The organism is Bradyrhizobium sp. JYMT SZCCT0428, from assembly GCF_018131075.1.
Lineage (GTDB): Bacteria > Pseudomonadota > Alphaproteobacteria > Rhizobiales > Xanthobacteraceae > Bradyrhizobium.
In genome coordinates, this window is sequence record NZ_JAFCLS010000003.1 from 1 (window position 1) to 24042 (window position 24042).

At 59.3% G+C, this 24042-nt stretch carries 18 protein-coding genes, 1 tRNA gene and 1 pseudogene; 12 read left to right on the plus strand and 8 right to left on the minus strand.

All coding sequences use genetic code 11. From position 1 onward, the window contains the following. Both JQ575_RS03400 and JQ575_RS03405 read left to right on the plus strand, forming a co-directional pair. Positions 1–225, plus strand: a pseudogene (locus tag JQ575_RS03400) (sulfonate ABC transporter substrate-binding protein); the annotation flags it as partial. Positions 226–473: 248 nt separating this feature from the next. Further along, positions 474–1745 (plus strand): adenylate/guanylate cyclase domain-containing protein, encoded by a 1272-nt coding sequence (locus JQ575_RS03405; protein WP_312015875.1) that lies wholly within the window; start codon positions 474–476, stop codon positions 1743–1745. A 134-nt stretch (positions 1746–1879) separates the two neighbouring features. On the opposite strand, the gene JQ575_RS03410 is transcribed toward JQ575_RS03405, so the two are convergent. After that, complete coding sequence (locus JQ575_RS03410; protein WP_212031888.1) at positions 1880–2998, minus strand: ABC transporter substrate-binding protein; 1119 nt, start codon at positions 2996–2998, stop codon at positions 1880–1882. A gap of 213 nt (positions 2999–3211) precedes the next feature. Here JQ575_RS03410 and JQ575_RS03415 point away from each other — a divergent pair, with 213 nt between their 5' ends. The 3 genes from JQ575_RS03415 to JQ575_RS03425 all read left to right on the plus strand — a co-directional run bounded on the left by JQ575_RS03415 (position 3212) and on the right by JQ575_RS03425 (position 5671). After that, on the plus strand, positions 3212–4138 hold the full coding sequence (locus JQ575_RS03415; RefSeq protein WP_212031889.1) for an ABC transporter substrate-binding protein: 927 nt from the start codon (positions 3212–3214) through the stop codon (positions 4136–4138). Positions 4139–4416: 278 nt separating this feature from the next. Continuing rightward, positions 4417–4842 carry a hypothetical protein gene (locus JQ575_RS03420; RefSeq protein ID WP_212031890.1) on the plus strand — a complete coding sequence of 142 codons (426 nt, stop codon included), beginning with the start codon at positions 4417–4419 and terminating at the stop codon, positions 4840–4842. A gap of 25 nt (positions 4843–4867) precedes the next feature. Next, complete coding sequence (locus JQ575_RS03425) at positions 4868–5671, plus strand: exodeoxyribonuclease III (RefSeq protein WP_212031891.1); 804 nt, start codon at positions 4868–4870, stop codon at positions 5669–5671. Positions 5672–5707: 36 nt separating this feature from the next. Here JQ575_RS03425 and JQ575_RS03430 read toward each other — a convergent pair whose 3' ends face one another. Further along, on the minus strand, positions 5708–6025 hold the full coding sequence (locus JQ575_RS03430) for a hypothetical protein (protein WP_212031892.1): 318 nt from the start codon (positions 6023–6025) through the stop codon (positions 5708–5710). 285 nt (positions 6026–6310) lie between these two features. Between JQ575_RS03430 and JQ575_RS03435 the strand changes: the two genes are divergently transcribed. After that, a complete protein-coding gene (locus JQ575_RS03435) occupies positions 6311–6610 on the plus strand; it encodes a hypothetical protein (protein ID WP_212031893.1) in 300 nt (99 codons plus the stop codon). Positions 6611–7189: 579 nt separating this feature from the next. On the opposite strand, the gene JQ575_RS03440 is transcribed toward JQ575_RS03435, so the two are convergent. Then, positions 7190–8731, minus strand: a complete 1542-nt coding sequence (locus JQ575_RS03440) for a class I SAM-dependent DNA methyltransferase (RefSeq protein WP_212031894.1) — start codon at positions 8729–8731, stop codon at positions 7190–7192. A gap of 749 nt (positions 8732–9480) precedes the next feature. Then, complete coding sequence (locus tag JQ575_RS03445) at positions 9481–14229, minus strand: hypothetical protein (RefSeq protein ID WP_212031895.1); 4749 nt, start codon at positions 14227–14229, stop codon at positions 9481–9483. Between the two features lie 347 nt (positions 14230–14576). Between JQ575_RS03445 and JQ575_RS03450 the strand changes: the two genes are divergently transcribed. Further along, the gene (locus JQ575_RS03450) at positions 14577–15461 is read left to right on the plus strand and encodes an ArdC family protein (protein WP_212031896.1); all 885 of its coding nucleotides are present in this window, start codon (positions 14577–14579) and stop codon (positions 15459–15461) included. 193 nt (positions 15462–15654) lie between these two features. Here JQ575_RS03450 and JQ575_RS03455 read toward each other — a convergent pair. Beyond that, positions 15655–15729, minus strand: a tRNA-Gly gene (locus JQ575_RS03455). 457 nt (positions 15730–16186) lie between these two features. Here JQ575_RS03455 and trxA point away from each other — a divergent pair. Together trxA and JQ575_RS03465 are read left to right on the plus strand one after the other, a co-directional pair. Beyond that, positions 16187–17110, plus strand: a complete 924-nt coding sequence (trxA, locus tag JQ575_RS03460; protein ID WP_192739452.1) for a thioredoxin — start codon at positions 16187–16189, stop codon at positions 17108–17110. A gap of 89 nt (positions 17111–17199) precedes the next feature. Further along, positions 17200–17877: an LON peptidase substrate-binding domain-containing protein gene (locus JQ575_RS03465; RefSeq protein ID WP_212031897.1), complete on the plus strand. Its 678-nt coding sequence runs from the start codon at positions 17200–17202 to the stop codon at positions 17875–17877. 10 nt (positions 17878–17887) lie between these two features. Here JQ575_RS03465 and JQ575_RS03470 read toward each other — a convergent pair whose 3' ends face one another. After that, positions 17888–20416, minus strand: coding sequence for an EAL domain-containing protein (locus tag JQ575_RS03470; protein ID WP_312015876.1), 2529 nt, complete (start codon positions 20414–20416; stop codon positions 17888–17890). 586 nt (positions 20417–21002) lie between these two features. On the opposite strand from JQ575_RS03470, the gene JQ575_RS03475 reads away from it, so the two are divergent. After that, positions 21003–21290, plus strand: a complete 288-nt coding sequence (locus JQ575_RS03475) for a hypothetical protein (RefSeq protein ID WP_212031898.1) — start codon at positions 21003–21005, stop codon at positions 21288–21290. On the opposite strand, the gene JQ575_RS03480 is transcribed toward JQ575_RS03475, so the two are convergent. After that, entirely contained in the window at positions 21287–21637 is a 351-nt protein-coding gene (locus tag JQ575_RS03480; protein WP_212031899.1) for a hypothetical protein, read from the minus strand. The two genes, JQ575_RS03475 and JQ575_RS03480, sit on opposite strands and share 4 nt — an antisense overlap. Before the next feature lie 94 nt (positions 21638–21731). Here JQ575_RS03480 and JQ575_RS03485 point away from each other — a divergent pair, with 94 nt between their 5' ends. Next, entirely contained in the window at positions 21732–22271 is a 540-nt protein-coding gene (locus JQ575_RS03485; RefSeq protein WP_212031900.1) for a TetR/AcrR family transcriptional regulator, read from the plus strand. Positions 22272–22314: 43 nt separating this feature from the next. Then, a complete protein-coding gene (locus JQ575_RS03490; protein ID WP_211994414.1) occupies positions 22315–22509 on the plus strand; it encodes a Trm112 family protein in 195 nt (64 codons plus the stop codon). 116 nt (positions 22510–22625) lie between these two features. Here JQ575_RS03490 and JQ575_RS03495 read toward each other — a convergent pair whose 3' ends face one another. Continuing rightward, complete coding sequence (locus JQ575_RS03495) at positions 22626–23870, minus strand: ubiquinone biosynthesis hydroxylase (RefSeq protein ID WP_283842580.1); 1245 nt, start codon at positions 23868–23870, stop codon at positions 22626–22628. Positions 23871–24042: the final 172 nt, after the last annotated feature.

Sequence of the window (24042 nt, forward strand, 5' to 3'; positions counted from 1 at the left end):
GTCTACGCCGAAGCGGCAAAGGATATTCGGGGCACCGCAAAGACGTTCAGCGCGGCCGCCGGGTTCCCCGAGCCGGTAATGGAGGTTGCGCTGTCCCGCCGGACCTTCGACATCCTGCCGATCAGCAGTTCGGTTATCGCCGAACAGCAGAGGATCGCCGACACCTTCAAAGATCTCGGGCTCATTCCCGCAGCGATCAATGTATCGGATGCGGCGCACAAGTAGCCGAGCCACGATCACTTCTGGGCACCTGTGAGACATGCGCTTATCCTGCGAAGGTAGACCGGAAGTCGCTGTGGTCCGGCCAAACCGACGCGAATGACCCGAAGCGGACCTTGGCTCAATCGTTTTTGGGCTGATATGCTCTCGACTGTGAACTCGCAAGGGCTTCTGTGCCTTTGCATCGCAGATAAGGCAGATCAAGGATGATTGACACTGCTTTGCCAACTACGCGTTACGCTTTGAGCGGAGACGTGAATATTGCTTACCAGGTCATGGGAAATGGGCCCATCGATATCTTCATTGTTACAGGCTCGGTCTCTCACGTGGAATTCCTGCATGAAATTAAGGGATACACCGCCTTTATGCGTCGGCTCTCGAAATTTGCCCGCGTCATCATGTTCGACAAACGAGGACAAGGTCTTTCCGACAGAATTTCAGGCGCACCATCACTGGAAGATCGGATGGATGACGTCCGCGCCATCATGGATGAAATTGGTTCCAGAAACGCCGCACTCATCGCCTTCTCTGAGGGCGGTGCATTGAGCATCATCTTCGCGGCAACCTATCCAGAACGCGTCTCCCATCTAATCTTGTTTGGCTGTTTCGCTTGCTTCTCCGAGATGTTTGAAAATCCAAAAGAACGTATCGAGCTGCGATACAAGAATTGGGGAACCGGGGTGATGATGAGCAACGTGTTACCTAGTCTCGCCACTGATCCCGAGATGGTGCAGCAACTAGCAAAGCTGGAACGACTTTCGGCCACGCCCGGTGCTCACAGAACAATGATGTATCTTAACCTTTTGATCGACGTCAGGTCCATCCTACCGAATGTGCGGGTCCCGACTCTTGTACTGCATCGAAGAACCGATCGAATGATCCCAGCCGAGCGGGGCCGCGAATTGGCGACGAAAATCCCTGGCGCAAAATACATCGAATATCCTGACGGTGATCACGGATATTGGACTGGCGATGTCGTGTCCGTAATAGGTGACATAGAGGAATTTGTAACAGGCCATCGAGATGATGCGTCAGTTGATACCGAACGAGTGCTAGCCACTGTTCTCTTTACTGATATTGTTGGATCGACACAGAGCGCCGTTGAAATGGGGGATCAAACTTGGCGACAACTCCTGGAAAACCATGACCAGATAGCAAAACAAATGGTTGAGAGACATCGCGGCATTCTCGTTAAGACGACCGGCGATGGCATATTGGCTACGTTCGATGGGCCAGCTCGCGCGGTGCGTTGCGCATTGTCCTTCGGAGCGGTTTCAAAGCAAATAGGGCTGCCCTTGCGAGCAGGTTTGCACACCGGCGAGATAGAGTTGCGTGGTCGGGATATTGGTGGAATTGCCGTACATGCTGCCGCTCGCGTGATGGCTCGCTGCGAGCCGAACGAAGTGTTGGTCTCAAGGGTCGTCACGGACCTTGTTGCCGGTGCGGGTTTGAAATTCTCAGAACGGGGCTCGCACGACTTGAAAGGTCTCCCGGGCCGTTGGGACCTTTATGCAGCAAGCACATAGGAACGTCTTCTGCTCGTGGCACCTTTGAGACATGCCCACCCATCCCAGAATGTCCGTTCACTGGGCGGACCGGAAGTCGCGTGGTCCGGCCAAACCGACGCGGATGACCCAGAGCGGACATAAGGCCGCAGCAATTATTCGATCACATCGTTGGCAAGTGCGAGCAGCGTCGGCGGAACGTTCAGTCCAAGGACCTTCGCTGTCTTTGAATTGATTACCAGGTCGAACTTGGTTGGTTGTTCGACCGGCAGTTCGGCGGGTTTAGCGCCTTTCAGGATCTTGTCGACATGACCCGCGGCACGGCGATAGAGGTCGGAAAGACTTGGCCCGTAACAGATTAGTCCGGCGACTTCGGCAAACTCCCGTGTTGGGTAGACGGCCGGCATCCGCCGATCCATTGCAAATCCGGTAATGGCGCGGCGGTTGGAGAAATTCCAGGGGTTGCGCGCGACGAACAGCCCGTGCACCTGCTCCCGGACTATCAACCCGAATGCTTCATCGTAACTCGTCGGCGTGTGCTCGGCGTGGAGCAAAGTAATGCCCAACCTCTCCGCAGCGCTACGCACGCCGATCGCGGCCGGACTTTCCCAATCGAGCTTTAGCCCCAGATAGGCCACTCGGGTCGTATTCGGTGCGACTTCCGTCAACATCTGCAGTCTCTTGGCCTCGAAGTCAGGTCCCGTATTGCCTGAAAAGCCGGTGATGTTGCCACCGGGACGGGCGAGACTGGCTACTAGCCCCTGCGCGGCAGGGTCGGAGCTGTTGGCCATGACAACCGGCACGGCTCGCGTTGCGCGCTGGAAGGCGTGTGCGACTTCGTTGGCGCCGCCACCTCCCGCCAGGATCACATCGGGTGAAGTCCCGAGCACCCGTGCCGCGATTTCATCGAGTTGTCCGAATTTTCCCTCGGCGGAATAAAACTCAAACTTCATGTTCCTGCCGTCGACGTAGCCAAGCTCCTGCATGCCCTGGAGGAAGGCAATCACGAGGCCTTTCCACGCATCGCCCTCTTTGGCGTCGACGAACTGGCCGGTCGGAACGACGAACGCAATACGATGAACCTTATCGGCCGATCGCGCCCGCTGCGGCCACAGCGCGGACAAAAACCCGCAACCGATCAGGGTGATGACAACGCGCCGTTTCATGCGACCTTTCCACAATCTGGCAAATACATTTCGTCTCGTGTTCGCTGGATTTCCAATCCTTAACAGTTGAGTATCCGATGAAAAAGGGAGTGCAGTAAGGCCAGACATCATCGACGATGTCGGTTCCTGGCACTCATGAGACATGCCGACCGGCCCTGACGATGTCCGCTTCCGGAGTAAAACCGGAAATAGTCTCCCGACGATCAAAGTGACGCGATTGCCCACAGCGGACATTGGCCCTAGCCCCCGCCTGCTGCCCTCACATCCGCTTCCCAAGTGTGCTAGTGTGAGCCGTTCGACGCCCAAATCTGGGAGGATGCGGTGCGACGCCGTGAATTCATCACGCTCATCGCCAGTGCGGCCGCCACCTGGCCGCTCACAGCGCGTGGGCAGTCAGCCAAGAAGATACCCAAGGTTGGAGTTCTTTGGCACGCCGGCAGTGCCGAAGAGGAGGCAATATATCTACGTGCGCTGAACCAGGGTTTTAGCAACCTCGGCTACGTCGAGGGTAAGTCGATTGTCCTAGAACACCGAATTCCGGATGAGCGACCAGAGCGCTTTGTCAGTATGGCTAAAGAGCTTGCTGCCCTTCCAGTGGACGTCTTGGTGGCGGTGACCCAACCGGCGGCGCTGGCTGCGGCGACAGCAACGACCAAAATACCGATTGTCTTTAATCACGTGCCGGACCCGGTCCGAACAAAGCTGGTGAACAGCCTAGCCCGTCCGGGTGGAAACGTCACAGGTTTAACAAACATTGCAGCCGAGATTGCAGCGAAGCGCGTTCAACTACTAAAGGAAGCTTTTCCAAGGATGAAGAGCATCATCTTGCTCGTAAATCCGAGCGACCAAGCAATGGGCATTTTTATTGACGAAGCCAAAACTTCCGCCATATCTCTTGGTTTGGAGGTACGAATAATTGGAGTGCGCTCGGTCGAAGAATTAAAGAGGGCGCTCAACGATCTGGCTGTTGACGGCACAGAAGGCATGATAACCGCCCCTAACGGCCTGTTCTACCAAGGCCGTGTATTGGTTGGTCAACTGGCTGCTGCGCACCGTATTCCGTCCATAGTTGTCTCGCGAGAGACTTTAGAAGGTGGAGCGCTAATGTCATATGGCGCCGACTTCCAAGCCATTTTCCGCCGCACGCCCGTCTATGTTGACAGGATCCTCAAAGGTGAGAAGCCCGCAGATTTGCCTGTTGAACAGCCCACCAAGTTTCAATTCCTTGTTAATCTCAAGACCGCGTAGGCGCTTGGCATGACCATTTCTGAGGCCTTGTTGCTCCGCGCCGACGAGGTAATCGAATAGAGACCGCGCGGTACGCCGCGTAACAACTCGCCGGCGCGCGTCGGTAGTGGACTGACCCGGTCAGAAGACAAACGCGCAAGGCGGGATGGAAACACAGAGTTTCTGGCGCTCCTCAATAGTGGATCGTTTGTCGATATGTTGCCGATTTATCGCATCTGGGAAAAACCGGCGTACGTCGGCGACCCTCGCATATGTTGCGGATGGACTTAGCCTTCCGCATGAACCAGCCTTCGCTTCTGTTGGTCGCGGTAGCGGGGCGGGGCGTCGTGAGTTTTCAGATCACCATTTTGAAGGTGCTCGCGGGACAGCCGGAAGGGCGCGCTTCGCATCCTGACGTCACCAAATCCGTCGCGATTTTGATGTCGAGCGGTGCTGATTGGTCGGAGCGCATGAAGCGCCTCGCAGCCCGTGCGCCAAGCCTAAGCATTTTCTCCCGCGGGTATGTACTTCGCGATGACGCCGGGTGGCAGATTACTGATGCCGGCCGTGCATTTCTGGCGTCGATCGAAGCGCCGGCATCTGAGCCGGCGCTCGAACCTCCTGTGCCCACGCAGCCAATCGAACCGGCTGTGCCAGATCTTCCGTCAAATATCGTCCGCCTCGTCGATCATCAAGACAAGCGCCGCCGGCGCGCCGCTGCTTGACCCCAAGGTCGCGTAGGCTGTCGCCGTGAAGATCGCGACGTTCAACATCAACAACATCAATAAGCGGCTGCCCAACCTCTTGGATTGGCTAAAGTCGTCCAGTCCTGACGTTGTCTGCCTGCAAGAGCTCAAGTCGACAGATAGGGACTTTCCAGCGGAGGCATTACGCGAAGCCGGTTATGGCGCCGTCTGGCGCGGCGAGCGCTCATGGAACGGCGTCGCTATCCTGGCGCGCGGCGCTGAGCCTGTGCTGATCCGTGACGAACTGCCCGGCGATCCGAAAGATCGTCAGAGCCGTTATATCGAGGCGGCCGTCGGCGGTGTCGTCGTCGCCTCGCTTTATCTGCCAAACGGCAACCCGCAGCCGGGTCCGAAATTCGACTACAAGCTCGCGTGGTTCGATCGGCTGATCGAACGCGCTGCGGGGCTTCTAGACGCGGACGTCCCGGTGGTGCTCGCCGGCGATTACAACGTTGTGCCGACCGACTTCGACATCTATTCGGTGAGATCGTTCGTCAAGAACGCGCTGCTACAGCCGGCGCCGCGCGCGGCCTATGCGCAACTCGTCGAGATGGGTTGGACCGATGCTTTGCGTCATTTGCATCCGGATGAGCCGATGTTCACGTTCTGGAGCTACCTGCGCAATCGCTGGCCGCGTGACGCGGGTCTGCGCCTCGATCATCTTCTCCTAAGCCCCAAGATCGCGCCGCGGCTGAAAGCCGCCGGCGTCGATCGTGAAGCCAGAGACCGAGACAATGCCAGCGATCACGCGCCGGCATGGATCGAGCTGTCGGTGGCAAGGAAAGGTCGAAGTCCGCGGAGCCGGTAACGCGGATCAAACCGTAAAACACGCCCGCTTCGGGTCTTACTTCATTTTTTTTGGATCACGTGCGCTATTGAACCGTCGTAACACCTTTTCTCGTCGAGACGCTGCTCGGCTTTCCTCCTCAAAAGAGCTGCGCCAAGCGCGCATTTCTTGTTCGTTGAACAGTCGCTGCCTCTCAGCTTCCCGCTCTACCGACGCTGACAACTGGGCGTGTTTACGGTTGCTCCGCCACACCAAATAGCAAGCCAAGGCGACGTAGGCATAAAACGGCAGCAAGAAGATCATCGCCCAAAGCAGGCCGATGAGAGCTGTCGCAAGCACCACTACGCCAACAATGAGCGCTATCGCAACCGGCATCAATTTCTCCGGCATACTAAGGCGGCGAGGCTGCGTTTTGTTTCTGTGTATAGTTTTGAACAGTATTGCCGGCGATCCGCGCTGTCGCCCCGCCGATGGTGCCGGCTGGCACCCCTGGGGAACCAACCTCGCTGAGGGCGCTTCTCTCCAAAAGGAATTGAGCGGCAAAGGAAGGCGCGAGGTGGCTTATCCGAAAGTTCCGACCGCAGAGCTTGCCGCTGAATTTTCTACCGACCGCCTAAGGTTCTCGGCTACCATGTCGTCGTCAATAGCCAGGCGGTCGCGTTGGTTACGCTCGATGAGCTGACCCTTGCGGGCCTTTCCGCGGCGGACGAAGTGCAGACGTTCAAGCTCGCCGATCAAGTGAAGGCCGGATCGCTATTGTTTTGGCACAGCGACGGGATGTTACACGATGACCCGGGGGAACAGGGCACGCCAGTCGGAATGACGATGCGGGACCTTGAGGCTGGCAGCGTCGTGCGCCTCTTCCGCGATGGCTTCATTCCGCTCGACGCGGATTTCAACCAGATCGCAGCAAGCGACGATCTGAACGAGGGCGATGCAAGAGCGCTTGAGCAAGCTTAGAATTAGTCTCCTGATATCCGAATTTCTCGGGTTTCAGATGGATTGGAGTGTCCCGCGCGTTCCGCTATCATGGCAGGGATGAAGATCATAAGCATCCGCCAGCCCTAAGCCTCGCTGATCGTCAGCGGCATCAAAGACGTCGAGAATTCGGGCCGGTCCTTATTCATGCATCTCAACAGCCAGACGATATCTCGCGCGAAGAGATCGAGCGGCGCTTCGGCGTCAGCGTTCCGGCGGCGCAGCCGCGGGGAGGCGTCGTCGACATTGCTATCTCGTCGACTGCGTGAGAGCGCATGAAAGCAAGTGGTACGCCGCACCATACGTCGACAAAGGCTCCGGCGACGTCCGCAGCCACTTTGCGTTCGTGCTGCGCAACGCTCGACCACTGTCGTTTGTGCGATGGAAGGGCGCGCTCTCGCTGCGCGCGGCGCCGCGTGAGCTGATCGAAACGCTTGGTCTCGAAGCCCCGCAAATTAAGCCCCTTCGGGTCGTCAGTAAGAAAGCTCTCGATAGGGCGCGGTGATCCGCCGCGGGCAATCTCAAAAATGTCGGCGAGACGTTTGACTGTCCAATGGGCATTCACAGCATTTCTTCCAATTCACTGAGACCCTCGATAATCTCCTGCTCTATTTCCTTGATTTTGGCAATTATCTGTTTCGGCGGCCGGTGCACGGCAACCTGGCGCGTCACTTCCTTGTAACGATTAAACGAGAAGTCATAGCCCGCGGCCGCGATCTCGGCCTTCGGGACGCAAAAGCTCTGCGCAGTGCGGGGTCGCTTTCGCTCAGCGCTTTGGCGCTGTGTCCACCGCACCGCGATATCTGGTAGATTGTTCTTCGCGTGATCTTCGTCACCAAGCTTCGCTCTTGGCCCGATCTTCTCAGCTGGCAACAGCGCAGTGCGTTTGTCGTCCAACGAGAAGCCGTCGGCTTGGCAATCATAGAACCACACCTGATCAGTGCCGCCGGAGTTGGTCTTAGTGAACAGCACGATAGCGGTGGAGACACCCGCATAGGGCCGAAACACGCCAGATGGCAGCTTGACGATGCCATCGAGCCGGTGGTCCTCCACCAGCATGCGGCGGATTTCCTTGTGCGCCGTAGAGGAGCCGAACAGCACGCCATCCGGCACGATCACCGCCGCGCGACCGCCGGGCTTCAGCAGTTTCAGGAACAACGCCATGAACAGAAGCTCAGTTTTCTTGGTCTTGACGATGGCCTGCAAGTCCTTGGCGATCGTTTCGTAATCCAAAGCACCCGCAAAAGGCGGGTTGGCAAGCACCAGTGAATAGCGGTCTTCGTCGCCTGCATGCTCTTGCGCCAGCGAGTCCTTGTAGCGGATGTCCGGATTGTCGACCCCATGCAGCGTCATGTTCATCGAGCCGATGCGGAGCATGGTGCCGTCGAAGTCGAAGCCGTGGAACATCTCCTCATGGAAATGATCGCGGGTGGCTTTTTCCTGAAACAGTTTGGGGTGGTTGTCGCGCAGATACTCACCAGCGGCGACCAGGAATCCGCAGGTACCACAGGCGGGGTCGACGATCACGTCCTTCGGACCCGGCGCCATCATCTCGACCATCAATGCAATGATGTGTCGCGGCGTTCGGAACTGACCGTTCTGCCCGGCGCTGGCGATCTTCGACAGCATGTATTCGTAGAGGTCGCCCTTGGTATCGCGATCCTCCATTGGAATTTCGGCAAGAAGATCGACCACCTTGGCCAGCAGCGCCGGTGTCGGAATCGTAAAGCGCGCACCCTTCATGTGGGTGGCGTGCGCGGTATCGGCCTCGGCCATGTTGCGCAGGAACGGAAAGACGTGTTCCGAGACGATCTCGAACATGTTGGCGGGATCTCGGTTCTTCAGCCGCGACCAGCGCATGTCCTCGTACGCAATGCCGCCGCCCTTGCCGATTTTGTCCTTGCCGGCTGGAAATATGCGCCGTTCGATCGGCTGTTTAAGCCGGTTGGCTTTGTTCTCCTCGCGGGTATGCGCCTCGTCCAGCCCGCGCATGAACAAAAGGTAGGTGATCTGCTCGATCACCTCGAGAGGATTGGCGATGCCACCCGCCCAAAAGGCATTCCAGACCCCATCGATCTTGGAGCGTAGTTCCCCCGTCAGCATGCCACCCCCGTTGCGTGTTCTTAGCCAGTATTAGCTGGCCGCGAGCCAGCACGAAAGACGGCATCTTCGCCGCCGAAGCCGCCGGCCACAAGCAGGCCGGTTAGCGATCGGGCCCGGACAGACGTTTTAGGCGAACCGCCTGCTTTACGGAAGTCCGGCGGAGCGTTTATCCTGCCCAGAAGGCTGCGTGTACGGGATTGCGGGGCACAGATGTCGTTGGTGCTGAAATGCGACGCACAAAACCTCGCCGAGGGAAACGAGCTGTTCAGGCCAGCTCCCGCCTGGGTTTGCGGTCGAATTTTTACCAGAGCAATTGGCCGGAAACCGTGCGCCGCATCGTTGACAACCAGGAGTGATGACAGGCCGCCCCAGCGCGCCCTGACAATTGCCAACTTGGCAAGGTATGACCAGCGGCGGTCCCACCTGGATATTGGAAGTGGGCCTGAAGTCAAACTTTCTTAGTCATGGAGGCCTTGGTCCATACCACGCCGACATCGCTAGACTAGCATACCGGTCCCGGATGGCTAAGGTCCACATCGCCGCCCGCCATCTTTTACGTTGGTATGGCGGGGTTATGGCTGGACGTCTCATTGGCAGTGGCGGCGACCCTTAGACTGGGCGAGCCATCATCCCGGAATTGGAAGAAGCTGTGCGTGGTTCGAGGCGGTACGGATCGCCCCCGCAGCCGATGTACGACGAAGGACGTCAAATCGCAAAGTTCAACGGCTGTTGCAGAAGGTCGACGGGCATTAAACTCTTCTTTTACCCCACGGGCCGACACCTTGGACGACGTCTTGATCGAGAAACTTCCCATCCAGCTTTTTGAGCCTCTTTTCCATCGCTCGTTTCACCTCCGCGTAGTTAAGTTTGGCGTGCTTGAGTTTGAGATCAAAGAACTGGCTTCCATCATCCAGTGCTTGTACTTCTTCTTGCATCCACACCCACGCGCGGCGATCGGCGGTGTCGCGAAATAGGATCCAGGCGGCATACGCTTCAACGGGATTGCGGGCAATCAGATAGGCTCGCCACCAGTGGCGCGCACAGGCGTCCGATCCGCGACGCAGTGCCGATTTGCGTCGAATATTAGCCCAGTTTGTTATCGGGCCCGACGGCCACGCGCTTTCAGCGGGAAGCGCATTCCCTATCACGAAGCCTTCCAAGATAACCGCCCGCATGCGCCGCCAAATGAGGGACGAAGCCCGGTCACGTTCGAGGGCATCTGTGACCCAGTGAGTCTTTCCGTTGTAGGACGCAGCTAGCGCTAACTCGAACAACGTCAGATCGGAATAGCAGTTCTCAAGATCCAACAGTCCGTCGCGTAGCAAAATCGCGGGTGGAGAATCGGGAACACGAAATACTATATGCAGGAGTTCGTCGATTCCGGCGGCGCCAACATACCGTGTGGCGAGCGTTGCACGTAGCGCATGCCACAAATCGGCTCCTCGTCCAGGATCATGTCTCAAAAGTGACTCGCAAAGCGCGAGATATGCTGCTTCAGCAAGCCGTACTCGCCTACGAAAATCATTCGTGCGCTCGCGGCCTCCCTCTAGCCAACGATCTAACATATCCCCGGCATGACGCGAGACAACGTCCATGTCTTCCGCACTGACATCCGTCAAGTAAAGACTTGCGCCAGCCTTACGCGCCACCTCAATCCGCTCGACCGCAGTGTCAATCGCCCGACGATGGGCTTCAACAACTGCATCTGCATTGACTTTCAACCACCCGAACGGGTCTGTGTTTACTTCAAGATTCGCTCGTGGCTCGGCCGACAATACAAAAGGACGCGCTCTTTTGTCAGATCGCTCGACTGAGAGGTCGGATCCAGGATCGGGCTCTTCAAGCTGGGGTGCGGCCAGAATTTGCCCAAAGATCTCGGCCGCGAGCCGGACTTCGGCGACATCGGCGCCGCGGGCTCGCGCTGCTTCCAGCAACCGCCAAGGCGCAAGGCGGGGCGCCAATTGGTCGAACGGCAGGGCCGTCTCTGAGGCGATCAGCGCGCCAGAGCCGTAGTGATTGACCCAAAAATCGGCATCGGCAGCCCACGTCCATCCTTCTCCCACGAGTATACGACCAAATCGGGGCGCATCGCATTCTTCCAGCATCCGAAATACGATTCCCCGAAGCTCATGATTTGTGTCCCGTGCGAGTTCTTCAAACCACGTCCATGCCTTATCGCTAAACGCGACGGAATGGACAGAGAGCAATAATAAAAGATCATGTTGCTCCTGCTTGGTGCCATGCCGGTGTTGCGAGATCAGCGCGTCGGCTTGGTCCGGCGTGGGAGCGTTGAGGACGTATTCAAACTCAGTCGAGACAAATTTTAATGCGGCAGCAATCATCCTGTTAAACTGTTCGACCGTGTCGAGAGATCGCAGCTCGAGCATCAGGAGACGGCCTGCGGCAACGGCTTCCTCTCCACTGTCGCCTGCGACTGCACTGAGCCGCAATATTTGTGCTGCCTCCGCTTCTGTCTGGCCGGCCAGCAAATAATGCTCCACCGCGTGGACGGCGCTCCAATAGCGTGATTCCGGCGGCCTAGTCTTGAAGCTAAGCAGCTTACGTTGCGTCAATTCGGCGAGAATGTCAGGCGCACATGCGGCAAGCGCTGGCTCTAGACTTTCAAAAACATGATCCTCGCGCGTAAAGCTCCCACCGCTATCCAAGGTTCCTACATCAAACATCAATGCAGCCGCGCGGAGCTCATTTACAAACGCCTGCTGCGGCTTGAAACTCGGATCGGACCAGAAGGCCGAAGCCCGCTGAACACGCGTTGCGATACCAACGCCGGTATCGCTCAACGCAAGGTCGGCATGTCGGCGCTCAAGCGCAAAGAAACTTCGGGAGGGACTAGCGAGATAATCCTTTTGATAGGTTAGTTGGTGGTCGAAGTCGGTATCGATTGACGTGGCGGAGTCCTCATCAACTTCCTCACCGGTCAGCCGGAGCAAAAGCGAGCCTGCACGCGCAGAAAGGTCAGCATGAATACCAGGCTCCGGAACACGAGTTCGAACCAGGCCAGAGAGCGTACGCAACTCCACCGCCGTCGCTCGCGGATCGAGCTCATTGAGATAGCAAAGCCATTTCAACCCCCGCCAGACTTCGTCGTTTGGATTCACCGCGCGTGAAATCGCAGCAGCTTCGAAACATGAAGAGGCACCCGCCAGCGGAAATCCCTCAAGGATCGACGGAATGGTGGACGCAAGCGAGCCGTCGTCACGGTCAACAAGCGTCAACGGGACGCCGAGAACCGTCAGTTCGCCCGACGCATCTACACCAATCTTGGTTTTGTATCGGTTCGAACGGCTTTTCTCTGAATCGGGGTTGGCGTCGAGACGCGGATCAAGCTCGCGGGATACGATCGATAGCCACGTGGACGTGCGAGCGACAATGATGGTGAGGTTTGTTCTGTCCGTGCGCGGAATTGCGCGCAGCGCGTTTACTGCCCAAAGTCTGGCGGACGCTTGTGACCGCGCATTTGATCTTTGCACGGCGTCAAGCAGGGCCTCGGCAAGATAAATTGATAGACCAGCCAACTCGCGTCGGTGACTATCAGTCACGTTTTGGCTTTGGAGCCAGGCCGTCACCAGTACGCCACTGGCTGGCGTTGAGGTCGGCCCCTCCCGTTCAACTAGAATAGACACAGCCGCCCGGAGAATTTCCGCTCGTTGATCCAGCCCCGCAATCGGATCAAGCCAACTCGTGATCACGGCGTCGACGCTCTCAAAGTTCTGTACACCGATGCCGTCGATTTGTGCCAGCAAGCCGGCGCCGAGCGCGTGTGCAACGACGGTAGGAGTAAGCTGCATACCTCCGGCTGGGCCCGGTTTGGCAAATTGCCCGTCAATAATGTCGCTGAGGCGCAAATAGACTTCTCGGGCCGATAGGTCAGGTCGGCTTGTCGTTTCGCTAAGCGTTTTCACCGAGAAGGCCGTCATACCGTCGCGGTAGCGCCGAGCGATTTCCTGCAACCAAGCGTGCCATTCTTCCTCGCTGAAAGACTTTCCGGCGCGGTGTCCAAAGCTATCTCGCCCGTATTCCCATAACAGCCGATGTATGGTTACCTGTCCTGCGTCGACGAGCCGATCGCGGAACCGGACTACCAGTTTGAAAAAGCGCGGCGTGCGGGCAAGTTCGATCAAATCGGGGTGCAAATCTGCTCGCGACAGACCCTCGAAGGCGAGCATTTGATCGAGCTCAGCGCCTGGCGTGGCATCGTATACATCGACGCCAATTCGAACCGCCGGAACAATCAACCCACGAAGGTTCGCTAGCTTGTCTTGAAAATGATGGGGCCGGGTACTAACCATGACTCGAACTCGGCCTGCAAATACCTCGCTTTGCAGAACCTTAAGTATCGACAGCCATTGAACGGATGGTTCCTGATTCAGGCCGTCGAACAGTACGGTCAAAACTGCGCCCTCAGTGGTTGGGCGTTTGAGAAGAAACCCTAGACGCCGCATCCAGTGATGAGTATCTCGGACCCCGGTGAGCTCATAGAGACGCTCGGCGAGAAAGCTCTTGATCTCCATCTCGGATGCCGCCGTGATGTTCGCCGCGGCAGAGGACGACACCACCAAGATGATCGGATGCTCGGATCTATGATCCACCAGCCAATCAAGCGCCGCCCACGTTTTGCCCACACCATCCGAACCAACAATGGCAGCGGGAGCGTCTCGTTGCGCGGGTCCCTGCCACCAGGCTGATAATGCGTCAGAGACTGACTTCCGCTTCACTTTTTTTGACTGGGCTCCCCCGGCCGCATCTTGCCCCAATTCGGCGTTTGACGTTTTTGGCAACGTCCAAATCTTTTTCAGCTTGTCGTGCGACTGCGCTCGAAGTCCTTGAAATCCGAGGCTCCACGACTGCAAGTTACGGCGTAAAGCATCAATCGCATCCGTCGCCGCTGGTTGGAGGGCGCGTGCGAGCATCGCGGCATCCTTAGAAAATTCTGCCTCCACCACGTCTGGCGCTAATGCGCATAATGCGGCCAGCGGCGCCACGTCGCGGTCGTTCCAGTCAATAACGATCACAGGAATGCCGAGCTGCTCTCCCTTCTGCATAAGGCTTTGCGAGAGTTGCTCGGGCACGCTTCTTGTCGCCGCCAGAAACCAGCCTTCCAGAGCGTAATCGCGACCAAGCGCTTGATCAAGCTCACCTAGCAGCTCGCGCTCGCCCAGACTTGTGGTGTCGCTATACTTTTTGCACTCGAGCCTAAAGCGGCGCCCATGTTGACCAGCTGGACCGGCGTCGCCTCCGTGTTGGAAGCCCGATTTGGCGACGGCAATTGGAACATCCAACAGCCGGCCAATTAATGCCGCTGCAAGATGCTCAAACTTGCGCGCATTCGAATCCTCCTGAAGCTCGCGCTTCAGCTCATCTTGTAGCGATTGATTGACACTTGATAACGGCAAGTTCGACAGTCCATCGTTTCGGTCTTCGAAGACAAACCAGCTTGGTTTCGCCCAGCTGTCGCGATGGTGCGCTGGAAAGGTCAAGATTTGCGGTCGTCGATGGTGTTTAGGATCAATGAGGTGGTAGGTCGATGAAAACGCTCCTCTAGGCAGCTTCTCAGTTGCGCTTCTCGGCACCGGCTGTCGGCCGAGGCAGATCAAACCTCCGACTTGACTGTGTCCAAGATCGGGGGCTCATCGTCCACTGCTCGACCGTCAAGCCTTAACCCTTTCTTAACGGCCCCTTTTTGACCCCGGGATATTTCTCAACCCCGTATTGAAGCGCGCGAGGCCGGGGGGCCTGTCCATGGTACCCCGGGGGTAGCGTCGCCCTACTCGCCGATGGCATGCGACCGACCGTGGTCGCGTCAACCATAGATGCGAGGCGAGAGATGAAACGCGATCTCTACGGCGAAGTATCCGCGCGCATTGTTGCAGAGCTAGAAGCCGGCGCCGCCCCTTGGGTTAAACCCTGGTCGGCAACCCCGGGGGCGAATACGCCATGCAACGCCGTATCCAACCGCCCCTATTCAGGATGCAACGTTGTTCTGTTGTGGATGGCACAAGCGGCCAGCTATCGCACGCCGCGCTTTGTGACGTTCAAGCAGGCTTTGGAGTTGGGCGGCAACGTCCGCAAGGGCGAGCACGGCACCAAGTTATATTTTGTCAAGCAATTGCAGGTCCGCGGACAAGGCGCAGATGATGATAGCGCCTCAACGCGCATAGTCCCGATGATGCGGGAATACACGGTTTTCAATGTCGACCAGTGCGAACGCCTTCCCGATAGCATCAACACGGGAAAGCCGATACGCGTTCGCAATCCCGACACGCGCGATGGGCTCGCCGATGACTTCTTGCGCTCAACCGGCGCAGACATCCGCGAAGGCCATGGCGAGGCGTTCTACGTTCCGAGCAGGGATTTTATCTCGATGCCGGGCTTCGCAGGGTTCAAGGGCGCAGACCATTTCTACAACGTTGCGTTCCACGAATTGACGCACTGGACGGGGCACAAGTCGCGCCTTAATCGGGATTTGAAAGGCCGGTTCGGCTCACGCGACTACGCAGCGGAGGAACTGATTGCGGAACTGGGTGCCGCCTTCCTGTGTGCTGAGTTTGGCTTTGACGGAGACGTCCGGAACGCGGGCTACATCGCCTCTTGGGTTGACCTTCTGAAGGCCGACAAGCGGGCATTCTTTACAGCCTGTAGTCAGGCATCCAAGGCTGCGGACTATTTACGCGGGGTGGCCCTTGCTGAGCGCACGGAAAGGACGGCGTGATGGCACCGCAGACCCTCACGGCCGGCCTTGGCAGTATTCTGGCGGCTTTGGCCGGGCAAGGCGCAGAAAAGTCGTTTGACCAGGAAGAGAGCGCAATTCCACTCCCACTGCTTCCCCCGCGCTTCCCCGAGATGGAAACGACAAAGCCGCCTTTCGGCGGCCTGTCAGAAGCTGTTCAGATAACAAGAAAATCTGGAGCGGGCGAAGGGGCTCGAACCCTCGACCCCGACCTTGGCAAGGTCGTGCTCTACCACTGAGCTACACCCGCATCCGAGATGTCGACGATCGCTCGCCGGCAACGGCAGAGCTATGCCAAATGCAGGCCGTGAATGCAACAGTGCGAACGCGGCCGAAGCCACCGGGATAGCCCGATTTTCTTAATTTATTGGCGAGAATCGGTCCGAAACGGCGCCCAAACCGCGGTAATCGGTTCCCCGGTCTCCCCAGCGCGAATTCCCTGGTCAAATTGTCGGGAATCCCGGCGATTCGGACTTCCGCCCGGATGCCCCCGATCCGCCCTCCCGGTCAATTCGTCGCGCCGGCTAGACACGTGATGGCGGGCCGCCCATCGTTCGGGGCGGCACGCCGCGGCCGGGGCCGATTGAATTTTGTGACCAAGCCGCCATCTAGCGGATGAGAACTTCGCGCCCTTCCGTGCTAGAAGGACGCCAATCTCTGGGACAGCTTTCGAGACGAATTTTCAAGACATCAGGCGAGGATACATCGTGACGATAATTGAGCAGGGCGGCGGCCCCGCGCCGCAGGCCGTACCCGATCTGATCAAGGATACCACCACCCAGACCTTCGTGAAGGACGTCATCGAGGAATCGAAGCGCCAGCCGGTGCTGATCGACTTCTGGGCGGAGTGGTGCGGTCCGTGCCGTCAGTTGACGCCGATCATCGAAAAGGCTGTCCGCGCCGCCAAGGGCAAGGTCAAGCTGGTCAAGATGAACATCGACCAGCATCCGCAGATCCCCGGCCAGATGGGAATCCAGTCGATCCCGGCCGTGATCGCCTTCGTCAACGGCCAGCCCGCCGATGGCTTCATGGGCGCGGTGCCGGAGAGCCAGGTCACCGCCTTCATCGACAAGCTCACCAAGGGCATGGCCGCACCGGGCGAGCCGAACATTGCCGAAATTCTGCAGGAGGCCGAAGCCGTGCTGGCGGAAGGCGATGCGGCGGCCGCGGCGCAGATCTATGCCGAGGTGCTGTCGATCGATTCCACCAATATCGCCGCGTTGGCGGGTCTCGCGAAATGCTACGTGACGACAGGCGCCATCGAGCAGGCCAAGCAGACCATCGCGATGGTGCCGGAATCCAAACGCAATGACGCCGCCGTGAAGGCCGTGCAGGTCTCGATCGATCTTGCCGAACAGGCGCAATCGGTCGGCCCGGTCACCGAGCTGGAACAGAAAGTCGCCGCAAACCCGCTCGATCATCAGGCCCGATTCGATCTGGCAACCGCGCTCAACGCCCAGGGCAACCGTGCCGAAGCGACCAACCAGCTGCTCGAAATCGTCAAGCGGGACCGCAAGTGGAATGAGGATGGCGCGCGCAAGCAACTGGTGCAGTTCTTCGAAGCGTGGGGCGGCGCCGACGAAGCAACCGTGGATGGACGCAGGCGGCTGTCGACGATCCTGTTCTCGTGAGTTGCGTATTCCGCAACCGTGGACACCGGTTTTGGATTAAGAGTACGCGCAAGACATAGACATCTCATGCAGTAGAGCCGGGGCCGCAGATGCCGATCAATGCCGAATACCGCGGACCCGGCGAGCTTCCCGAAATCATTCCGGTGTTTCCGCTGCCGGGTGCGCTGCTGCTGCCGCGCGGCCAGATGCCGCTCAACATCTTCGAGCCGCGCTACCTTTCGATGGTCGACGACGCGTTGCGCGACGGCCACCGCCTGATCGGGATGATCCAGCCCGATATTTCCCACAGCAAGGACGAGACCCGGCCGATACTGTTCAAGGTCGGCTGCGTCGGCCGCATCACCCAACTCGCTGAATCCGGCGACGGCCGCTACATCCTCGAACTCACCGGCGTCTCGCGCTTTCGGGTGGTCGAAGAGCTGACGGTGCTGACCGCGTACCGGCAATGCAAGGTGGATTTCTTCCCCTTCGTTGACGACTTCACCGCGCGCAAGGGCGAAGAGGCCGTCGACCGCGAGGCGCTGCTCGAGGTGCTGACCGATTTTCTCAACGCCAACAATTTGAAAGTGGATTGGGAAGGCATCGAGAGCGCGCCCAACGAGGCGCTGGTCAATGCGCTGGCGATGATGTCGCCCTATGGCCCCGCCGAAAAGCAGGCGATGCTGGAAGCGCCCGATTTGAAGACGCGCGCGGAAATCCTGATCGCGGTGACCGAGATGGACCTCGCCAAGAAACGCACCAGCGGCGGCGATACGGGACTGCAGTAAGCCGCGCCGGCTACGCCGCGTTCGCCGCTGCCTTGACCCGCGAGCGCACCATTTTCGCAACTTCGGCGTTCGTTACCGGCGGACTGAAATAATAGCCTTGCGATTCGACGCAGGCCTCTCCGCGGAGGATGTCCCATTGTTCCTGGGTTTCCACGCCTTCGGCCGTGGTGGTCTTGCCGAGGCTTACGGCAAATCGAACCACCGCGCGCGCGATGACGCGGGACTCTTCCTGTGGGCTGGTCAGCTCGCTGACGAAGCTGCGGTCGATCTTGATCTTGTCGAACGAGAACTTTTGCAAGAAGCTCAGTGATGAGTAACCCGTGCCGAAATCATCGAGGGCAACTCGCACGCCCAGTTCGTGCAGCTGGCCGAGCGCGGCGAACACAGCTTCGCTGTCGTGCATAATGGCCGTTTCGGTCACCTCGAGCTCAAGTCTTGTTGGCGCAATTCCCGAACTCGCCAGAGAGCTGACAATGACCCGAACCAGGTCCTTGCTTCTGAACTGAGCCGGAGACAGATTTATCGCGATCTTGAGATGGGCCGGCCATTTTGCCGCCTCCGCGCACGCCGTCCGCAGGACCCACTCTCCGATCGGCACGATCACGCCGGTTTCTTCCGCAAGCGGGATAAAGTCGCCGGGCATGACCCAGCCGCGCTGGGGATGATGCCAGCGCAGCAACGCCTCAAAGCCGCTGATCTTGCCGTTCTTGAAATTGACGATCGGCTGGTAGCGCAGTTCGAACTCATCATTGGCAAGCGCGCTGCGCATATCCCGTTCGAGGTTGCGGCGGGCATGCATGAGTTCGTCGAGTTCCGGCTCGAAGAAACGGAACGAACCACGCCCGCCATTCTTGGCCGAGTACAAAGCAAGGTCCGCTTTCTTGAGAATTTCATCGGAATCGGTTCCGTCGCGTGGCGCGACGGCGATGCCGATGCTCGTTCCGACGGTGACCCGGTGATCGCCAAGATCGAAGGGTTCGCAAAGCGCGGCCTTGATACGTTCGGCGAGCGCCACGGCTTCCACCAGCGGATTGTCCACGCACTCAATGACGGCGAACTCGTCGCCGCCCAGCCGCGCGACCATCGCCGTTTCCCTGACGCATGCCAGCAGCCGCGCGGCAACGGCTTGCAACAGCGCGTCTCCCGTGGGGTGCCCCAGCGTGTCGTTGACCTCCTTGAAGCGGTCAAGATCAAGCATCAGCACCGCGAGATCGGCGCCACCCCTGCGCGTGATGGAGAGGGCGAGCTCCAATCGCTTCCTCAAGAGGACGCGATTGGGCAGGTCGGTCAGCGCGTCATGATGGGCCATATGCGTGATCTTGGCCTCGGACCTGCGCTGCTCGGTGACGTCCTGGTGCGTCGCCACCCAGCCGCCGCCGGGCATCGGTTGCCTCGTAACGCAGATCAATCGGCCATCGGCAAGCTCGTCGACGCGGCTAGCCGGAACGTTGGATGGCAGCGCATTCAGGGCCGACATCACCTTTGCGGCGCTGTCATTGGTGCCGGCCTTGAGGATGCCGTTGCTGATGCGATGCTCGATGATTTCCCGGTGAGATGTTCCCGCCCGCAACAGTTCCGGCGGCAGCTGATACATTTTGGCGTAACGATCGTTGCAGACGACAAGCCGCTTCTCCGCATCGAACATGCAGAGACCCTCGCCCATGTTGTTGATCGCCGAATCCAGCCTGAGCTTCTGCTCCTGCAATTCCCTTTGCGAGCCTTCGACCTGTTGCCGCGCGAGCGAGAGCTGATCGATGATTTCCTCGAATTTGCGCGTCCGGTTGGCGAGGCGGCGATCCGCCAGCACGCCGACCAGGCTCATCCCGAGCACCGACAGAGCCACGCCCGCAATCGCCACGGCGAGAAAGGCGGGGGAAAGTGACATCTCGTCGGGTGCCCGCGTCGGATCGGGGACAATTTCCACCGCGCCCATTGCCGTGAAATGATGCGAGACAATTGCGAGCGTCAGGAAAACCGCCGCGACAAATGTTCCCCACAAATCCTTGTAGCGGACCGCGAACGCGAGCGCCGCATAACCGAACGCCATGCCGACAACGATGGAGGCGAACACGAGATCGAGCGACCAGGTGACCCGGCCCGGGACTTCGAGCGCCCACATGCCGAGATAGTGCATGCTGGCAATGCCCGCGCCGATGATTCCGCCGCCGATGGGCGCTCGCCACCGGCCGGGCGCATTGGCGGAGAAGCCGAACCCGCCGGAAGTCAATATCATTGCCGCGGCGAGCGACAGCCCCGTCAAGGCCACGCCGTATCCGGTCGTGACACCAGGCTCGTAGGCGAGCATCGCGATGAAGTGCGTCGCCCAGATCCCGTACCCGATCGCGGCGCCCGCAATGGCAATCCAGATCAGCCGCGTCCTCGCGTGCGACGAGATCGCGCGATGAAAGATATGGATGGCTACGACGCTTGCGACGAAGCAGACGAGGCCGGCGAGGAGAACAAATCGCCAGTCGTGTTCGACTGTAAGGCAGCTAAGAACGCGGAACATGTCATTCGGGCCATGGTTGTTCGTCACCATGGTTACCCGCGCTGGTTCTTTACTTCCTAATTTCTTTGCAGCTTCGGAGGGCGTAGTTATCCGCGCGTAAAGAACGAATGTATAATGGTTGAATACATCAGGGATTCTCGGAAAACCTCGATTTATCTGCCCGGTAATGTGCATTTGGTTGATTGAATCGCGCGATCCGGAACCGCGCGCGGAACTGCTTGTCGCGCAGCGAAATGGAACGCGCGAGGAAACGCCGCCGTAGTAGTACGGAACTGCTCCCGTAGTGATACGGGACTGCGGTAGCGGGCCGTGGATGCGTTCGCTGCGCTGATTAACATTTGCACGAACCGCTTCCACTTGCTCGGCGCTGACGAGCAATTCGCGCTGTGCAGGTCAACGCGCGCACCACATCTTCGCGCGCAAGATGACGCCTAAGTTGGGTACCGGACATATCCGGCACCGTGATCCCCACCTCGCCTCGATGCTGCCGAGGCGCGTGCCCGCGCGACGTATCGCATATCGGCACCAAGGGCGAGCTGGAAGCCACCGCCCAGCGCAATGCAGTGAACGGCGGCGATCGCGGGGACAGGCAGCTCGCGCCATAGCCAGCAATGTGTTGCACAAAATTGGCGACAGTTCTTTCGACGTCGCGCTCGGCACAGCTGCACTCGCCGGACAGCACGACGGCGCGCAGTCATTTGTCTTGCTTGAGGCGCGCGCCGGCTTTGGCAATCGCATTGAATATGTCAGCATCAAGCGAATTCACTTATCGGCGCGGTTCAGCCTGACATCGGCAACACTATTTTCGATGGTGACCTCGACCCGGTCCTCCATGGCCCTTCTCCTTGCTGCCACCCAGAACATGGGTATCTCCGTTTCCACGGCGGCGCAGGAAGGTGCCTAGTATCCCGCGACCGCCAGTGCGACGACGGCGGTGAGCGCCTTCCATCCAAAACCACGTCCGCGCGACCACCACGCGTTCGCCGCGGCGGCAAAGGTGTAGATCGCGATCACGGTAATGACGATCCAGTGCCGCGCGCTCTCGGAGCCGAAGGAAGGAGCTGCGATCAGCAGCACGGCGCCGCCGATCCACGCCACGGTGCCGGCCTGCCACACCAGCCGGATCAGGGTCCGCAGGCTCTCGGGCTGAATGGTCGCTTTGGCGAACACCTTGGTTTCCCCGAGCACGCCGTGAATCAGGGACACCGCTATTCCGGCGATGCCGGCGCATTGCAGAATAGTATCGCGCATCGGACAAGCCTCCATACAGTTATGTATGGTTATGACTTGCCGCTTGGCAACTGTCAATACAGTAATGTATGGAAAGATGTCGCAGGACGGGAACATGGGTGATCAACTCTCGGGCCAGGATTGGGTCGACCAGGGCCTGAAGACGCTGGCGAAAAGCGGCTTCACGGCGCTGAAGGCGGAACCACTGGCCAAGGCGATGGGAGTGTCGCGCGGCAGCTTCTATTGGCATTTCGCGGACATTTCCGCGTTCCATGCCGCGATCCTCAAGCAATGGCGCGAAATCGCCGCCGAACAGATCATCGCCGGGGTCGAGGCCGCATCGAAGGACGAGAATCCGCTCGAGGTGCTGCTGCGCCGGGTGTTCGGCGCAAGACTGGCGCTGGAAAACGCGGTCCGCACCTGGGCCAGCGTCGACCCCGCGGCGCGGGCGGCGGTGCAGGCGATCGACCGCCGCAGGCTCGGCTATGTCGAGAGCCTGTTGACGCAGTCCGGATTGTCCGCGGAGGTGGCCCGCGCCCGCGCGCAAATCCTCTATTGGGCGTTTCTCGGTTTTGCCCTGTCGGACCAGCCACTGCCAAAAGCGCAGCAACGGGCCATGCTCGACGAAATGCTGCGGATAGCCACCTCGCGATGACAAGTTTGGTGTGCTAAGGGACCGGCCAATCTGGAGATCACACATGAATTCGACCGAACGCCTCGACAGCACCGTCGATCCGAAATTGCTGGAAATCCTGGTGTGCCCGATCACCAAGGGCCCGCTGGAGTTCGACGCCTCCACGCAGGAACTGATCTCGCGTTCCGCCAAACTCGCCTACCCGATCCGCGACGGCATCCCGATCATGCTGCCGGAAGAGGCCAGGAAGATCGACTGAAGAGAACACCGGCTCCTCCGCGTCATTGCGAGGAGCGCAGCGACGAAGCAATCCATCTATCCGTTATGCCGTGCTATGGATTGCTTCGCTTCGCTCGCAATGACGGCTGAGGTTAACTACAACGCCTCGCCCTTCAGCAGCCGCGGCACTTCGCCTGACAATCCCGCGGCCTGGCGGATGAACAGGCTTTTCAGCGGCGGCGTGCGGTCGACCAGGCCCAATCCGATGTCGCGCACGGTGCGCAGCAGCGTCGATTCGTTCGAGAACAGGAAGTTCAGCGAGTTGGTCGCAACGCCCATCGCCATGGTGTCGAACCGGCGCCAGCGCTGGTACCGTTCGAGCACGTCGGCCTGGCCGAGATCCATGCCGAGCCGCGCGGCGTCGACCACGACTTCGGCGAGCGCTGCGACATCCTTCAGCCCCATATTGAGCCCCTGCCCGGCGATGGGGTGGATCACATGCGCGGCGTCGCCGATCAGCGCCAGTCGTTCGGCGATGAAGGAGCGCGCGACGAAATAGCCGAGCGGAAACGCGCGCGGCTTGTCGAGCGCCTTGACCTCGCCGAGATGCAAACCAAAACGCTGCTCGAGCTCGCCGTGAAATTCGTCGTCGCCGAGCGCGGTGATGCGCGCGGCTTCCGTGCGGTTCTCGGTCCACACCAGCGACGAGCGCTTTCCGGTCAGCGGCAGGATTGCGAACGGGCCCGCGGGCAAGAAATGTTCTTCGGCGCGGCCGTTGTGATCGCGCTCATGGCCGACGGTGACGACGATGCCGGATTGATCATAGTCCCAGCCATGGGTGGCAATCCCGGCGCGTTCGCGCAGCTTTGAGCGCGCGCCGTCGGCGGCGACCAAAAGGCTCGCTTCGATGATCGTGCCGTCGGCGAGTGTCACGTCGACGCCGTCAGCGCGTGAATCGAACGAGGCAACTGCGGTCGCGCGCAGCTCGATGCCCTCGGCCTCGGCGCGCGCCACCAGCGCATCGATCAGATAGCGGTTCTCGACCATATGCGCGAACGGCTCGCCGGGCTCGACATTGCCGGCGAAGGTGAGGAACACCGGGCGGGTGGCGTCATCAAGCTTGGAATCGGTGACGACCATGTCTGTTATCGGCTGCGCGGTGGGCGCGATCTGGCCCCAGACGCCGAGCGCCTCGAACAGCCGCCGGCAGGCGGCGACGATCGCGGTGGCGCGCGGATCGCGGCTCGGCTTTGAAGCCAGCGCCGGATCGGCCACGATGACGGGAATATCGCGGCCCAGGCCCTGACGCAGCGCCAGCGCCAGCGCCAGCCCCGCAAAGGCGCCGCCGCAGATGACAATACTTCGCTGTGCCGGCATGCAATCCTTACTCGTCCTGGTCATGGACTGTACTTGCTACATGACTATAGCTGGGTGAAACAGAGGCCTGAAACAAGGCCAAACCGTCATTGCGGGGCACGCGCCTTCGCGTGAACCTCAGATGTGCTATCGCACATCGGGGAATCTCGAGATTCCGGGTTCGATACTGCGTATCGCCCCGGAATGACCCGAAAAA